18 protein-coding genes and 1 tRNA gene are annotated in these 15508 nt (G+C 52.1%); 5 read left to right on the top strand and 14 right to left on the bottom strand.

The genetic code is table 11. From position 1 onward, the window contains the following. Positions 1-441: 441 nt before the first annotated feature. From ACR0KN_RS07140 to ACR0KN_RS07175, 8 genes are all read right to left on the bottom strand, one after another. Positions 442-1038, bottom strand: coding sequence for a hypothetical protein (locus ACR0KN_RS07140; protein WP_480652428.1), 597 nt, complete (start codon positions 1036-1038; stop codon positions 442-444). 195 nt (positions 1039-1233) lie between these two features. After that, complete coding sequence (locus ACR0KN_RS07145; RefSeq protein ID WP_480652430.1) at positions 1234-1545, bottom strand: hypothetical protein; 312 nt, start codon at positions 1543-1545, stop codon at positions 1234-1236. Continuing rightward, entirely contained in the window at positions 1542-1697 is a 156-nt protein-coding gene (locus tag ACR0KN_RS07150; protein ID WP_480652432.1) for a hypothetical protein, read from the bottom strand. Before ACR0KN_RS07150 ends, ACR0KN_RS07145 begins: the two co-directional genes overlap by 4 nt. Further along, positions 1690-1854, bottom strand: a complete 165-nt coding sequence (locus ACR0KN_RS07155) for a hypothetical protein (RefSeq protein WP_480652434.1) — start codon at positions 1852-1854, stop codon at positions 1690-1692. The genes ACR0KN_RS07150 and ACR0KN_RS07155 overlap by 8 nt, the downstream gene beginning before the upstream one ends. Continuing rightward, complete coding sequence (locus ACR0KN_RS07160) at positions 1847-2905, bottom strand: hypothetical protein (protein WP_480652436.1); 1059 nt, start codon at positions 2903-2905, stop codon at positions 1847-1849. Before ACR0KN_RS07160 ends, ACR0KN_RS07155 begins: the two co-directional genes overlap by 8 nt. 3 nt (positions 2906-2908) lie before the next feature. Further along, positions 2909-3088 carry a hypothetical protein gene (locus ACR0KN_RS07165; RefSeq protein WP_480652438.1) on the bottom strand — a complete coding sequence of 60 codons (180 nt, stop codon included), beginning with the start codon at positions 3086-3088 and terminating at the stop codon, positions 2909-2911. A 227-nt stretch (positions 3089-3315) separates the two neighbouring features. Next, on the bottom strand, positions 3316-3594 hold the full coding sequence (locus ACR0KN_RS07170) for a hypothetical protein (protein ID WP_480652440.1): 279 nt from the start codon (positions 3592-3594) through the stop codon (positions 3316-3318). A gap of 19 nt (positions 3595-3613) precedes the next feature. After that, positions 3614-3707, bottom strand: a tRNA-OTHER gene (locus ACR0KN_RS07175). Between the two features lie 433 nt (positions 3708-4140). Between ACR0KN_RS07175 and ACR0KN_RS07180 the strand changes: the two genes are divergently transcribed. After that, positions 4141-5058 (top strand): homocysteine S-methyltransferase family protein, encoded by a 918-nt coding sequence (locus ACR0KN_RS07180; protein ID WP_480422615.1) that lies wholly within the window; start codon positions 4141-4143, stop codon positions 5056-5058. 244 nt (positions 5059-5302) lie between these two features. After that, positions 5303-6433 carry a M24 family metallopeptidase gene (locus tag ACR0KN_RS07185; protein WP_480652442.1) on the top strand — a complete coding sequence of 377 codons (1131 nt, stop codon included), beginning with the start codon at positions 5303-5305 and terminating at the stop codon, positions 6431-6433. Positions 6434-6651: 218 nt separating this feature from the next. Here the strand turns inward: ACR0KN_RS07185 and ACR0KN_RS07190 are convergent, their stop codons facing one another. Both ACR0KN_RS07190 and ACR0KN_RS07195 read right to left on the bottom strand, forming a co-directional pair. Further along, the gene (locus tag ACR0KN_RS07190) at positions 6652-8172 is read right to left on the bottom strand and encodes a DUF2779 domain-containing protein (RefSeq protein WP_480652444.1); all 1521 of its coding nucleotides are present in this window, start codon (positions 8170-8172) and stop codon (positions 6652-6654) included. A gap of 60 nt (positions 8173-8232) precedes the next feature. Further along, a complete protein-coding gene (locus ACR0KN_RS07195) occupies positions 8233-9009 on the bottom strand; it encodes a 2-keto-4-pentenoate hydratase (protein WP_480652446.1) in 777 nt (258 codons plus the stop codon). 123 nt (positions 9010-9132) lie between these two features. On the opposite strand from ACR0KN_RS07195, the gene ACR0KN_RS07200 reads away from it, so the two are divergent. Continuing rightward, positions 9133-9330 (top strand): DUF3955 domain-containing protein, encoded by a 198-nt coding sequence (locus tag ACR0KN_RS07200; RefSeq protein ID WP_480652448.1) that lies wholly within the window; start codon positions 9133-9135, stop codon positions 9328-9330. Positions 9331-9722: 392 nt separating this feature from the next. Here ACR0KN_RS07200 and ACR0KN_RS07205 read toward each other — a convergent pair whose 3' ends face one another. From ACR0KN_RS07205 to ACR0KN_RS07215, 3 genes are all read right to left on the bottom strand, one after another. Beyond that, a complete protein-coding gene (locus ACR0KN_RS07205) occupies positions 9723-10202 on the bottom strand; it encodes a hypothetical protein (protein ID WP_170547470.1) in 480 nt (159 codons plus the stop codon). Between the two features lie 20 nt (positions 10203-10222). Beyond that, positions 10223-11263 carry a PLP-dependent cysteine synthase family protein gene (locus tag ACR0KN_RS07210; protein ID WP_480652450.1) on the bottom strand — a complete coding sequence of 347 codons (1041 nt, stop codon included), beginning with the start codon at positions 11261-11263 and terminating at the stop codon, positions 10223-10225. Positions 11264-11553: 290 nt separating this feature from the next. Further along, on the bottom strand, positions 11554-11916 hold the full coding sequence (locus ACR0KN_RS07215) for a DUF6512 family protein (RefSeq protein ID WP_480652452.1): 363 nt from the start codon (positions 11914-11916) through the stop codon (positions 11554-11556). 317 nt (positions 11917-12233) lie between these two features. On the opposite strand from ACR0KN_RS07215, the gene ACR0KN_RS07220 reads away from it, so the two are divergent. Both ACR0KN_RS07220 and ACR0KN_RS07225 read left to right on the top strand, forming a co-directional pair. Continuing rightward, positions 12234-12572, top strand: coding sequence for a c-type cytochrome (locus ACR0KN_RS07220; protein WP_480652961.1), 339 nt, complete (start codon positions 12234-12236; stop codon positions 12570-12572). Positions 12573-12991: 419 nt separating this feature from the next. Continuing rightward, complete coding sequence (locus ACR0KN_RS07225) at positions 12992-13408, top strand: c-type cytochrome (protein ID WP_170547476.1); 417 nt, start codon at positions 12992-12994, stop codon at positions 13406-13408. 154 nt (positions 13409-13562) lie between these two features. Here the strand turns inward: ACR0KN_RS07225 and ACR0KN_RS07230 are convergent, their stop codons facing one another. Beyond that, positions 13563-15266 (bottom strand): alkaline phosphatase family protein, encoded by a 1704-nt coding sequence (locus ACR0KN_RS07230; RefSeq protein ID WP_480652454.1) that lies wholly within the window; start codon positions 15264-15266, stop codon positions 13563-13565. Positions 15267-15508 lie beyond the last annotated feature (242 nt).

Consider the following 15508-nt stretch of genomic DNA (forward strand, 5'->3'; position numbering starts at 1 on the left):
GCGCAAGGCGATTGGGAAAAGGTCATAGAGCGGGAACATGCAATTCTTGTCGCAAAGAACAAGATAGAACAAAAAAGTTACCCGGCATTGTAAGTTTGCTCGAAACAACCGCCAGTTTTAAATTGCTCTGTATGAAGAGCACACGCAGCAATGCCAGAAGCTGACGTTCAGTCTGTTACCATCAGGGTCCGCTTCGTCCGCATCTCGGCAGTTGCACAGTCTTGTTGCGAATGTCCGGTTTGGTCTGGTTGCGGTCAACCATGCTCATCACAGAGACTGATAGTACATGGTTCCGCAGAGCAGTGTTGGGGATGTGCTTATCCGGGGCGCTTTGGTTCCTAGCAGGAGAGGCGCTTAGAAGAAGCGCGCACTACTACAACGACAGTCGCCATATAATACTTCGTATGTTAAATATTGGGTAATGGCGGCAGGTAAGCTTTACTAGCGGTCTGGGTCTGTATCGAGTTTGCCCCAGAGATCATCAACCAGATCTGAGAAGCCATCATTCGAGACCTCCTTGGGCAGTAGACCGGCTCTTCGCCGGCGTTCGACCTCGGCCATTAGTTCTTCCTCTGTGGCTGTCTCAACCAAATCACATCGAAGAGTTTCAATCTCGTCCGCTGTCCACGACTCAAATTTGTCAGCGTAGAAGCCCAGGGAATACGGCTCGTCATCAGAAATCTGCTTGATCACAGCATTCCAATCTTCGCTTTGGTTCGTTTCCTTTTCGACCCTCTCATCTAGTTCGCGGATTGACTTGCGGATCATCGGCAGCAGCTCTGCCTCAACACCTTCTTCGCCCGCGCCGATCCCCGCAAGCCAAAGGTCTGCGATCTTGCGGACGAGCGCCCAAACCGTCAGATTTCGAGGGTGGCCTTTAATCCGGCCGCCGAGACCTCTTTCTTGAATGCCCAGCTGTTTAGCGGCCCGTTCGTTCATTTGGATATTGTAATCGGACACGTCCGCTAGTTCTGAATCGTTCTCAGCCACAGCTCGGGCGACCTCTTGATCACCAACATAGACAACCACCTTCAACATCCCGCTACCTCTTCCTTCGCCAGTTCATCACTCGGTCCAGGTGGCTGTAGTCCAGATCTCGTATGATCCTTTGCACTTGCTCTGGATCGACTTCGCGATCTTTTCCAGCGGTGCGGACGATGTGTCTGACGTAGACCGCCAACGCGACAATGATCACTGCGGATAAGATCAAGCTGAAATGCTCTAGCTCCATCACTAAGTCTTCTTCCTGGGGTCTTCGATCCCGAGGTCGTCAAAAACGTTGCCACTGCCTTCAGTGATTTCGACATCATCGTCGTCAGTCACTAAATTCCAGGTGTTCTCTTTGACCCACTCGTCCCGCCACTTTGGCGCATCGGGCGGACGTTTTGCAAAATCGGCGATTTGCTCGAAAATCATTTTGCGCAATGCTAGCCAGACTTCCGGCCCCTCTTTACGACGGGCTTGAAGTTCCGCAATCAAGTCATCCAGAGGAACATCCTGTAACGGGCGCCCGAAGATCTCTTCTTCTGAAAAATCATCTGTCATCGCTCAACATCCTCGACACTGATCGTCAAGACTAAGATCTTGTTCGGTTTTACGGTGCTCTGTTTTCCTTCGATCTTTCGAAGCTTGCCGTTCACCGAAGTCTCGCAGATCACGAAAATTGGGATTTCCTCTCCTGTAGTCTCGTTACTCATCTGCCTTACCCTTCGGCTCAGCAATCTTGCGTGCCCGGATCTCATCTGCGCTGATCGGCTTGGTTGGTTTTGCTCGACCGGCCGCGATTTCAGCTTCCAATAACTTCAGCAAACGCATCGTCTCTTCGTCCACCTCAACGTCGTCGTCATCACCCATCAGACTTCTCCCGAGTACAGTAACAGTGAGAACAAAGCGCTTGAGACCCGTCGGTTGTCCGAACGACGTCACCAACGTGGCCACACTCTTCACACGTCACACCGCATCGAAATTCCATCCAGTCAGCGTACTCCTGAATGAGATCGTGGTGTCGACTGAAACCGATGCAAATCTTGCCATCTTGGCCTTTCTTAATATCCGAGATCTGAATAGCTCCAGGGTCCAGTGCCCTGAAATCCTGACTGAAGGAAAGCTTGTGGAGTGCTTGCGAAATCACGACGAGCCAGCCCTTTCCGACAGCAGGAACAAGAGATGCGCAATCCGGAGAAACGAGGTCTGGATAGTTTTCCACAATGTCTAGCCTCAGGCTGTCGGGCCAGGTTTCTTCGGCGCCCTCAAATCGCCGCCGCAGAGCGTCATTGTAGCACCAGCTGCAAAGCGTCGTCACAAACCCAATGATGTTCTGGCGTTGGGCAGAATTAGAACAACCTTCACAGGTCTGCTCAATCTGATCGACACGCCATTGAATCTCTTCACTCGTAGCCTGGTTGCAGCCCGGGCCCTCATAGACGCGCAAGCCTCCCCATTTCTGTTTGATCTGAACGATGGACGGGTGTTCATCACCAAACAGGTCGGGCTGCTCGTCGATCAACCTCTTCACTTTCTCAAGTGCAAGCGTAAGCTGCTTCGCCCACCCGGCACGATGCTCACCAAGCTGCTTTAAGACGCTTCCATGAATATCGTTCCAGTTGACAACACTGCTCATCACTGACCTCCGGGCGCGCGCCTCTTTGAGATCGTGTGAAACCTCCGCCATAGCAGTCATCATACGGTCGACCACTTCGAGGTCATCACACTCGACATGCAGACCCTCGGTCGACCATGTTACGTCAGAGACGTGCGGGGCTGGGTAGTTGTGCGCCATCACCAAACGCATCTCTTCGGCGTACCAGGCGTCAAATGAGCGGAGATCATCTGGCGCTCCATGGTCCTCGATCACACCTCGGACCTTTTCCCGGAATTCCTTCCAGCTCTTTTCGACATCATCCATCAGTCACATTCTCCAGAACTTGGTCTTGTTGAGATGGAAGACCCCTCCCGGGATATGGCAAAGGGCAATCGGCGGGACATGACCGGTGGCCAGCGAGCCCGTATTCATGAGCTTCCGGGCGTAGTCCTCGTCATCGTAGGCTTCCATGATCTTTTCGAAGGTCACTTGTTGTTCGGCGGTCATCACCATTCCTTCTTCACGCACGCGGGGCACCGATTACGGTCATCCGTTCGGTCGATCTGAGCGAAAAAGCCACAGACCGAGCACGTCATTTGATCTCGAATGGGCTTCTTTTGAACGCCAAACAGCCGGTGCCGTTCCGGATGGCGCTTGCTCGCGACATCATGCCCGCACCAACAACAAAGTGTCTTGTACCAGCCGTCCAGAAGTTGGGTCCCGGCACTATTCCCTCATCGTTCACAGCTCTGATTTGCACGCGCAATCGTCTCAGCGATCATCGACTGGATGTGTCGATCATCACACCTGTGGTAGATGCGGAGCTCTCCCAGCTTCTCCTTGATCTGGAGGACAAAGGGGTAGGTGGCACCCTTCAGATCGCAGTATTCCTTAACCTCCGTGAAAAGCTTTGTGACCAAGCCGGACCAGCCTTCGGGTGTGCGTCCGAGGCTCTCCTCGACCGATTGCTTGATGTCGTTGAAATCAATTGCGTTCGTAACGTCGTCCGCCATGTAGGACACCTCCTGAGGATGGTAGGAGGCGTCGGAATCGAACCGACTCGTGCACTCTAATCTGGAGCAATTACAAGGATATAAGCCTCGCCCGCATACCAATGCTGCCTCCCACGGATTTCGCGTGGGTTATCGACCTCAGGCCGATATTCGATGGCAGTGGATGCGTGTATACGTCATGACCGGAAGCTGAACCAGTTAGGGCCACCGTGTCAAGACGGAGCGCGCGGCAGCCCGAGATTCACCGCGTAGTTCTGGGAACCTTCTAGCTTAACGTGTGCCCAAATGACTGAAGCAACTTATTTGGAGGGTTGGTCAGCATGCTGTAGGTCTCACATAGTGAGACGATTCGACACTCGATGTTCAAGGTTAGAACGGTACAGCCACGCTTGTTCAGAATCTCCGGTGGTTCGCGCCTAGATATGCCTAGCCGATACCGCAAATGCAGAAAGCGTCCGAACGGACAAGTAAACACCTCAGTTTTGCAGAAGATCTGATCATTGTTATTGTGGATGCGGAGTAATGCCGGTGTTCGAGGGGGGCAAAATGGCGCGGAGACTTCCAGGCGAGGGTGACAAGAAATTTTTGGTTTATGCAGGTACAGGTACGGACCTGATTTTTAATCACGGTATCGAGCTTCCGGGTTTTGCGTCGTTTCCCTTGCTGGAGAAGCCTGACACCCGGGCTGTTCTGGCCGGACAAATGCAAGCGCTCGTGCAATTGGCCGGCGATATGGGTGTTGGGTGCATTCTCGACGCACCGACATGGATGGCCAATGCCGACCGTGCTGCACCTTTGGGCTACGATGCTGAACGTCTTCGTGAGGTAAACAAGGATGGTGTCGCACTGATGGAGGAGGTGCGCAATGCTTCTGGGCGGGAAGACGTTTTGGTTTCCGCCTGCGTTGGCCCAAGATACGATCCTTACGCTGACATCCCACCCATGACAGTTGAACAGGCGCGCAGCTACCACAGTGTGCAACTCGCTGTTCTGAAAGAAACCAGTGTTGATCTGGTGACCGCGTACACGTTCAACCGCCTAAGCGAGGCTGCTGGCTGTGTTCTGGCTGCAAGAGATATTGGTTTACCCATCATTTTGTCATTGGTCGTCGAAACCGATGGCTGTTTGGCTGACGGCACAAAACTTGTTGATGCCATAGACCAGATCGAAGCAGAAACAGACGGCGCAGCTCTGTTCCACATGGTCAACTGCGCACACCCGACGCACTTTGCCGACGCGCTCAACGCGCATCCAAGGCTCAAAGGTGTTGTTGCCAATGCATCAAGTTGTTCGCACGCAGAATTGGATGAGGCCGATACCTTGGATGAAGGAGATCCCGCGCAGCTCGGCCAAGAAATTGCGGATGTCCTGCGGGAAAACCCGTCTATCAGGGTGTTTGGCGGTTGCTGCGGTACTGATATGCGACACCTGAGGGAAATGGCTTTGGAGGTAGGTCGCAGATAGCGCTGCTATTTTACTTACGGCGGCGTATCACCGTATGCGTGAAGCTTGATGATAGGCTTTAACGGGAAAGTCAGTGATCAGAGAAGTAATTCCGATGAAATGCAGGCGAAGCGTCAAGACAGGTGCTTGATTTTGCTTTTATAGACTGTGGACCAAACGTGCTCTACGGTCTCGATCACGCAACTCAATTCGAGAAGTTCAACTGATACCTTCAGGATGGAGACTGACGATGTTTGCCTCGAGGATGAAAAGCTTTCGCACTCATATGCAAGAAGCCGGAATCGACGTTGCTCTCATCACCGATGACGACAACGTTTATTATCTGACGGGCTACTATGACTACCTGCATATGGAGTTCGGGCGTCCAACCATCCTGGTTGTGCACAAGTCAGGTGAAAGCCTGTTGATCACGCCGACAATAGACCTGAATGCCGCACGTTCGGCCGCTCATGTTGATCGTATCGCGGCCTGGAATGACGGTATGGGCGAAGAGTGGAGATCGGAACTGCCTCAAGCGGTCAAAATGGCAAAGCGCGTCGGGATCGAGCCTGATCACATGCCGCCTGTTGTGCGGACATATCTGGAAACGTTGGTCCCGGTGGAAAACCTGGTCAGCGCCACACCGATATTGGCTGAAATGCGAATGATAAAATCCGCCCAGGAACTTCAATTGGCCCGGCATGCCGGGCAAGTTGCAAGCGCTATGATGGACGCCGGACGCGACGCCATTGCAGACGGAGTGCCGGAGTTCGAAGTTGCGATTGCCACGTCCCAGGCTGGAACACGAAAGGCCGCCGAGCTTTTAGTGGCGCATTACGATGACGCGGACATGTCGCCCAACACTCATTTTCTGCAAATAATGGCGTCGGGCGACACCATCACCAAAACCCATCATCGCGCCTCAACACGGATCATGAAACGAGGCGAGCCGGTGTTTTTGTGCTTTTGCGGCATGACTAATTTTCACCGCTTCAAACTGGGTTTTGACCGCACCTTTTGGATTGGTGAGGTGGCGGACAAACAACAAGAGAATATCTATGAGGTTGCCGTGGCAAGTCAGGCCGCCGCACTAGCAGAGCTGCGCCCAGGTGTGACCGCCGAAAGTGTGCATACCGCCTATGCCGAGGTTATCCAGGGGGCGGGTTTTGAATACCCGTTCCGGTGTGGTCGCGCGACCGGCTATAGCTTTTTGGAGAAACCACAGCTCATCACCGGCGACACGACAGTGTTGCAGCCAGGGATGGTTTTCGCTGTTGATGGTTCAGTGTCAGTCGATACATTTCGTGCGCAGATTGGCGACAGTTTCATAATCACCGAAGATGGTTGGGAGGCAATAACGGAACATCCAAAGTCCTTGGATGCCGTTATCCTTTGAAGTACTCGTTTCAGATGCGACTCGCGCCATGGTCGGAGGACGAACCGATTTCTCTTTTTGTGAAATAGAACCCAGACTCCTGAAAGGTCTACGTGGTCACCACGTTTTGTATCGGTTGGAGTGGCAAGATTAAGTCTTGGGGGCGCCGTAACTCCGGCAAATCGCCTAGTCTCGGAGGGGAGCAGCACCGCCAGTTGTTTTGAGGTTCGGGGCACACCTCACATCGCCAGCAATTCCCGATGTATTTCGACCATCGCCCAGGTGTCGCGCGTGCAATACGCCACAAGACCAGAATAGACCTTCTCGCGCGCTGGATCATCCGGTTCGGTCAGTGTTACGTCCTTCCAAAGGCGAGACGCGCTTGCTCCCTCTTTGATATCCAGATCATCGTATGAAAGTTCTGGCAAAAACGCAGGAAGAACGGCCTTGATAGAGGCGCTTCCCCTGAACGCGGGATCGTTGATCACTTCATCCGCAAACGGCTTCATAAGATCTACAACCCGTGCATTTAGGCCTTCCAGAAACTCTGCGTGCTCTGGATAAGTCTCCGCCATCTCCGTATTGCGCGATTTCTCGAACGGCGCATACCAAACCATTACAGAACCGACGTCTCCCATGTCCTCACGAAGTCTTTTAAGCAAGGCTGGCATCGGATTACTGGAGTCACGGTGGAGATACTCCCTGTGCTCGTTTTCTCCGCCAGGCTCATGCTGGATATGCAAGGAGTACTGGAAAGCGACTTGCTGATAGGGACGCGTTCCGTCCCAGGGTGGCAGCAAACTCTGAGACGTCTCGTAGTCAAAATAATAAACCGGATAGACAATCTCGCTCAGAAACCTGCTTAACTCCTGATGATCGATAGTGCGTGCACCGTTTGCCACTGCTCTCAAGTAGCGTTGCGTCGACTTGCCCAACACAGATGGATCACTGATCTCGTCAATCTTTGTGATCCCGTGTGCGATTAGTTCGGAGGCTTTTTCCGCGTTCATGAACGGAAGGCGGTGGATGCTGTCTTGCACGATTGGAGGGTCAAGTTTTTCGCGAATGTCCAACCATTCAGCGTAGGATTTTAATCGCGCACGTTCGGGGGACGGATCAGGCATCGTACCACTGGCAACGACGCTCAATGCCTGATCGATACGCGTGCGTGTTTTTTCGAGCTGCTCAGTCACCGCACCAGTGATGTCGGTGATGCTGACAAGCTCTCGCGGATTGATTTCGCCGTTTCTGACGTAATCACGGTTCACATGTGCCACTTCGCAGCGCACAATGGGGAACCCGGCTGCCTCAAGCACGACACGCTGGAATGCGAGATCAAAAGTATGTTCGGGCTTTGCAGATGTCCCGCTCTTGATCTCTGTCAGAACGTACCCATCGCCATTGCGGCTCACGATGTCGGAGATGCAAGTTATGGTTCCATCTTCATAGCGTCCCTGTGCCACGGCGTTCGCACCATCTCTCCAAGCATCCAGAGTGCGCGCGGGCAGAGCTTGGTATTCTGAAAAATCTGAAAAACCGAGGCGAACGAGATCACTAAATAGCTCCTCAGCATAAGGCTCAAACGCGTGCCCCTCGTCAAAACGCGCTTGCAATGAAGGGTCAATCGGCGGCAACAGATGCCTGGCGTGTTTCTTGATCCATAGCCAGGCGGGGTGCCTGAGAAACATCATGTAATCTGATTTGGATAGCATGGTGTAACTTTCATCCCAGAATTGATGAAACCAGTGGAAGACCATCATGGTCAGCTATTGAGAGTAACTTTTCTTTGGTGCAGTCGGCGTCACCACTCTACCAAAGCCTCATGTAAATCGTACTGATAGCTCGGTGTCCATCACGCCACCAAAACCAGCTGACCATTCTTCACCCGGAGACACTGGCCATGCGTCTGTCAAAGTACCGGTTGTAACCAGCTCGCCTCCCTGAAGCTGGTCGGCTTCGGAGAGCAGAGACACAAGATGAGCCAGGACTTCAATTGGGCCTCCAAGCGCGTTTTCCCCCTTGCCGGACTCGATAGCCTCGGTGCCCTTGAACAATGCTAGTGGCACTTCGGCCAAGCCGATCAAAACATCATGCGTCGCCGCGATTTTGTCGCCAAGAACAAGGCAGCCGTGCAGTCCTTGTGCTGCGATTGAGTCTTCGACCGAGAATTTCCATTTGGGATAAATCGATTGAACAATTTCAAATCCCGGAGCGACCCACTCCACGCAACCTGCCAACTGCTCATTGTTCATTTCAGCCGTCGGGACATAGCCAAGGCCTAGTACGATTTCTGGTTCGATTCTCGGTTCTGAATACCTTGCCAAGTTTACCGGCTGATCAGTCGAAAACAGCCCATCTGCGTGGACCTCTCCCCAAATGGGTTGATCCACACCATAAACAGGCCAAATCGTGCGGTTCGTGAAGCCGACTTTTCGGCCGACTCTCTTTTTGCCCTGAAGCTCTCGGACGCGACTTGCAATCGAATATGCGTCATCCAGCGTTAGCCGTTCTGCCTCTGAAGACAGTTTAGATATCTGCTGGGCAGAGCTCAGGGCATCAGCGATTTTCTGAGCGTTTGCTTCAATATCTCTTGTCATCTTCGCATTATACCTGCCGAAGGCTGGATTGCGATGCAATCAAGGTATTGAAGAATTAGGTTCCTCAATGCACAGGTATGAAAAACGATGCTAACTATTGGCCCATTCCCTAGGAGACCTGACATGACCAAACTTCGCCTTTTTGGTATCGTCATCCTTTTCCTTGCAGCACTAAGTGGGCTTTCAGAGCACCTGTTTTATGGCGGTGTCGACCCAAACGGCGTTCTGCAAGAAAGCTTTTTTTTGCCGCTGACTTTCATTCTCACAGCAATTGGCGTCGTTGTGCTCGTAGCTTCTTTGTTCCAATCGCGGCGTGACTGAGACGCGTCCGTCAGTTAGAACGCTGTTCCAAAACGCAAATCGGGTAATCTCCAGGATGGCGACCTCCGCCCAAGTCTAGGCAGGCCTCCTCATATTGGTAACGTTCGACCGCACGTCCCGCTAGGAACATGCATAACCCCACCGTCAATACGGTGAACGCCAACAGTATCTTCGTTCTCCGTGTCATTGCTCAGTTTATTGTTTCATTCTCTTGGTGTCAGTCAACCAGCTTTCAGATCTTGTCGAAAATTGGCAAACTCTGAAACTCAAACTTCAAATTGGTTTCGTCGAGTTTCTAAATAAGGGACGCGCCCTCGATCAGATCAATCTCGGTCCAGAAGTTCTGGCCGATTAGGCCAGGCGCGTAAAACACCCGCTAGCGCTGCGCGGGCTTACTCTGGCGCCGAACCAACGGTTAAAATCTTCCCATTGCTCCAAACTAGCGCCTCGTAACAAACCTCGGCTCCTGCGCCTCCGCACCAACCACCGTCTCGTCCAATAAGCAGTATACGGTCAGGCCCCCAGTCAATAAAACGCCAACCCGTTGCCTGCCACGACATGATCTCACCGTCGACGATAAGATTGAGCATGCACCCCCCTGTTCCGCAGTACATAGAGGCAGCAGAAGAACAGGAATACTGGCTTTCATCTACGAGTTCAGCCTTAACCGTGCCAAACTGGGAGCGCAGCTCGATCTCGGTCACAGCGTCACCCTGATCGAACTCTCCATTCTCGAAGTCTTTGCAATCAGCGGCAGCTCTTTCGATGATCTGTTGTGCTTCCTGGGAGGCGGCGAAAACTGTTGTGGCGCAAAACATTGCGGCGACCATCGATGCCAGAAGCGCTGCAAACAAAGATTTCACTCTTTTCATGCTTTCCTCATCGTTTGAATTCAGTGATATCCTGCCAAAGTAGCTTCGTAAGAGGCGGTTTCGCCGAAGTTTTCCATCACCCATTCCGGATCGTAGTAGGTGTCGAGATAACGGTTTCCGTCGTCACACAGAATAGTGACAATGGAGCCAGATCGTCCGGCAGCCTCCATCTCTTGCGCAACTTGCAAAGCGCCCCAAAGGTTTGTGCCTGTTGATGGGCCTGCCCGCCGCCTGATCCGATCTTCAAGCCAGAGCATTGTCGCAATGCTTGCCGCATCGGGCACTTGGATCATACGGTCGATTACATCTGCCAAAAATGACTTTTCTACCTTGGGACGTCCGATACCTTCAATACGACTTGAACAGGGGCGGGTCAGGGTCCTGTCTCCAGTTCGAAAGCTATCAAAAAACACTGAGTTTTCGGGGTCCACAACAACCAATTCACTATTAAAGCCTTTGTAGCGAATGTACCGCCCCAGCGTTGCTGAAGTTCCGCCAGTTCCCGCGCTCATCACAATTACCGATGGAATTGGATGTGGCTCTCGTTCCATCTGGCGAAAAAGGCTTTCTGCAATGTTGTTGTTTCCTCTCCAATCCGTCGCCCGCTCGGCGTACGTAAACTGATCCATGAAGTAGCCACCGACTTCAGCTGCCAGTTCAACCGAGGCCTGGTGCATGTCCGGCGCCGCATCGACGAAGTGGATTTCCCCACCTTGGAACCGGATTAGGTCGATTTTGCTCTTGGCGGTAGATTTTGGGAGAACCGCGGTAAAAGGCACTCCGATCATACGGGCGAAGTAAGCTTCTGAAACGGCAGTGCTGCCAGACGAGGCTTCGATTACACGTGTCCCTTCCCTTATTTTCCCGTTTACAAGCGCATAAAGGAAAAGCGAGCGTGCCAGCCTGTGCTTGAGGCTGCCAGTGGGATGTGTACTTTCATCCTTGAGATAGATGTCTACGCCCTTCAGCCCCCGAACGGGTAGCTTGAAAAGGTGCGTATCGGCAGAGCGGTGAGCATCTGCATTGATCTTGGCAATCGACTCCGAAATCCAACGGTCCATACCTCTACTCAAACGCCCTGTTTAGCACCCGTCAAGCTTGGGAAAATCGTCTTTGAAATTCATGGGGATGCAAGCATGCGTCACCAATAGGACCGACTGTCCATCTAACGGGCAGGAATACCTATCGTGCCAGATTGTGCTTCAATGAACAGCCAGTGATTAAGAGGGAAAAATGTTAGGGTACTATAGGCGACGACTTGAACCCCAAGGAGAAACAAGCCGAATACATGAATGAGTGTAGGTATTTGATCTTCGTAAGCAAGCAGCAGAATTGACACGATCTGGCCGATTCAAATTGCTGCAACAAATATTCCAATATCAATCAACAAAAAGTTGCGCTCAAGTATCGCTGTGTATGCTGTGAATACTATTACAATCAAAATAGCAGTAATTGCGAGGCTAACTCCTTTAGCACTAAATACGTCCCTTCTTGTAAGTCGGGGTGGAAGCGGCATTAGGCAGGCCCAAAACAAGCCTGGCCAAAAAGCCAGTTTTAAGTGTTCCCAAATTGACTCGTTGACAGCTGCCACAAGCGCCATTGGTGTCCAACTTCCAAGCAAAACAAATGCAAAGTGCAGCCCGGACCCAAGTACGATCATTAGGACAGCCCCTATCGCTTCGAGCCAAACTATTCGGGACGAAGCTTCCAGCATGTTTGGATCTCCCAATCCTGATTGTTGAATACTCTGCTTAGATTCTCAAAAGTGAAATGCCCGCAGACAGAAGGTCTAGAAATAGCTTTCACCCCCCCTTGGTGAGCGGCAATGTCCAAGTTCGTGTAAGAGTCTGTAAAGTTGACCCTTCCTGATTCTTAAACACAGTTGCTGTCATTGCCATGTTCTACATTGGACCGTAGGCTGAACAAAAAACGGGGTAGAGCATGCACGCTACAAGGTGGGTTACATTATCGGCTGGATTTTTTACTCTGGCCACAGCGTCGTGTACAGATCTGTATCCTGACGCCGACGTCATGCCCACACGCGCTGATGGGGCAGCCTTTTTCTCAGAAAACTGTAGTTCTTGTCATGGTGTGGACGGCAGAGGCGGTGGCCCGGCAAGCGGCGGTCTTTCCGTTGCGCCAACAGATTTGACAACACTGAGCGCGAAGAACGGAGGCACTTTCCCTCAAGCACGGGCCCTAAGCTACATCTATGGCGACCCGGGAAACAGCCATCTTGCTCGGGTTATGCCGGAATTTGGCGGGGAAATGGCGGAAGACCTGGTTCCGGTTGAAATCGAGGGTATCTTGACGCCCACACCGCGCGAGTTGGCAGGGTTATTGTTTTTCTTAGAAAGCATCCAACAGTAGATTAGTGTTTTTGGCGCTAGGTCAGCAATTGATCGTTTGCCGGTGTTCTGGACTTGCACCTTTTTTGACCCGGTGACTATTGCAGGCCTAGCATTGTGAAGCGCTGTGGTCAGCTAGGCGTAAGCAGTCTCTCAAAATCTTTTGGCCGAATTGGAAAGTCGAGCCCAGTTCTGGCTAAATGCGAGTTGACATATGATTTATGTCAAAGAGCTGAGCGCTTTCACATGCTAAATTTCGAATGTTAAATGGTAAAGCTGTTCTGAGCTCGTTGCTGCCTGTCCCCATCAATCGGTTTTGGGCCACAGGATAGCAAATGTTATATGGTAAAGGACCGACGTTGACCGGGGGGAAGATGTCGGTCCATTTTTGTTGTAGTGAACTCTCGTTTAGCAAAGGACCTCCGGCTTATGAGGTACTTCATGATCGTTGCAAGCATGGGCATTTCTTCGGTTGCAACGATATCTGCGGCCGAGGAGTTTTCGGACCTTGGTAAAGACCTCTTTGTTGAGCATTGCGCCAGATGTCACGGAAACGATGCATCCGGGAAAGGACCTGACGCAGCTGACTTGAAAACAGTGCCTGCTGATTTAACAAGGATTTCCGAACGCAGAGGGGGTGTGTGGCCCATGTTGGAGGTCATGTCGATCTTAGACGGTTACTTGAAAGTACAAGAACCTCGCGATGACATGCCGATAATCACCGAATTGAATGACGGCCCTGCTGTCGAATTCGATACGGGCAACGGTTTGGTTACGCAAATTCCTTCCAGACTTATCGAAATTGCTGAGTATTTGGAGAGTATTCAGTCTCCGAAGCCGGAACGATATGTTCCGTGAAGTTCTGCTCCGCATTTGTGTGCGCTAAAGAGTGCTGCGTTGGGCGGTTTCCGTAGTCGCCAAGAAGCAACGAATATGAGGATCGCGTTGTCGACGATGCCGTCGCGGTCTGGCCTAGCTTGCTTCAATATCAGGACTCGCGCTTCACAGCGGTCTAATCCAAGACTTCTTGTAACACTTCACCGCTCGCACCATTGGGACGCGCCGTGCTCAATAATGCAGACAGTGTGGATGCGAGAGCAGTCGTGCAAACACGGCGTGCGACCCGTTGCGGTTTTAAGTTCGGTCCAGCAAAGATAATCGGCACATGTGTGTCACCGCGCCACGGTGACCCGTGGGTGGATGTGACGGACAGACCATCGAAGTCTGCGATGAACCAGCCGGGTTTGAAGACTACGTATATGTTCCCGGATCGGGTCGGATGATAGTTGTTGCGGATCAGGCGCATGATGTCGGTATCGGGCAGGAGGTTTGCTTCGATAGCCGTACTGGGGACGGCGAATGCCACATCGGGAAAGGATAGAAGCTCTTCTGCAATAGCTGACTCCAGCGTGAGTAAATCAATATCACGGCGAGCCAATACTTCGGGGGCGATATTGAGATAGGGGTGATTATAACCCTCAAGCAATTTCCCGGTGATCCCAAACCGCTCCTTAAGCCTGGCTATCTGTTCCGTCGGGTCCCATGTGTCCGGAGCAACAAGGCCAGTTTGGATGCCAACACTCTCCAAATAGCCCGGCGCATCGGTGGTGCCGTGGTCCGCCGATAGAACGATCAAAACGTTTTCCAGCCCAATCCGTTCGTCGATAAACGCGAAGAGATTCATGAGAGTCTGATCGAGGCGGTATATCGTGTCCTCGGCTTCAAGACTGGAGGGGCCAAACACATGGTTGACGTAATCCACGGACGAGAAGCTAATCGCCAGATAATCCGTTACCGCGTCTTGCCCGATATCCTCGGCATCAATCAATCGTTTGGCAAATTGCGCCGTCAGATCGTCGCCAGCGGGACTAAGCGTTAAAAAGGTCGTAAAGTAGGGATTTTCTAGCGGGTCAAACCCATTTTGCATCGAAGAATAGCGATGAGGAAAGGTTATGCCGAACCCGGCGACATCCGTCTCCCATGGCTGGTTGTCACGGTCGCCAAAGAGATAGGCTTCCTTTGGGTGCATCAATTCCCAAGAGGTTCCTTCAAAGGAGGCACTCGGCGATGCGTCATTCCAGACAGAAACCCAATCAGGGTATTTGTCGTAATAGTACGAGCTTGTGACGAAACGATTTGCGGCTTTCGAGAACCAGAAGGCTTTGCCGCTTTGTCCCGCCATTGTAATAGCCCCACGGTCTTTGATTGAAACTCCAAAGACCTTGGCCGCTCCAGCAGTGGAAGCGTTTAATTCGTCCGAAAGCGTCGTAACAAGCATAGCGCGTGGTGACCGCCCATCTGTGCCAGCTGCCGCCTGTGTTGGGTCAATTTCAATATCGTCATTGACGCCAGCGCCATCTCCAAGAAGCGGAGCGGTGCTGTCTTCAACGTTGTAAACAACGCGGTCCAAGGTTCTGTCGAACCATATGTTTCCGATCATCCCGTGCACTGCCGGTGTTGCCCCGGTCGCCAATGTGGCGTGCCCGACAACAGTCTCTGTATTGGCATGGCAATGATGGGCGTCCACATAGTGTACACCGTTTTCAAGTAAATTCTTAAGGCCACCCTCCCCAAGATTCTCAAAGTAACGTGTCGGCAGATCGCCCCGCAACGCGTCAACGGTCAGCTGCAAAACAAGACGAGGAGGTTCTTGCGCATACGCAGGAGCGATTGCAACCAACCACAAAGACAAACAAGCTCTCAGTGTTTTGGTCATAGTGTTTCCTTTCGCTGTATTGCGCAGCAGGTTAGCGGCGACCGCAATTGCGCGCTAGAACAACCCGTTTCAATACCAAACTGATAACAAAAACGCTTCAAGTCTACTTCTTCAGACCTATCGCGAAAGAGCCTGCAACACCCAAAATGGTGTTCAAACAAACAATTGCTTGGAACTGAGGTGCCCGGATCGGTTTTGATCCAAAACAAGGCTTTGAGTCTTTTGAGACACTAAACTCTGCG

This window comes from Ruegeria sp. AP7, from assembly GCF_056539905.1.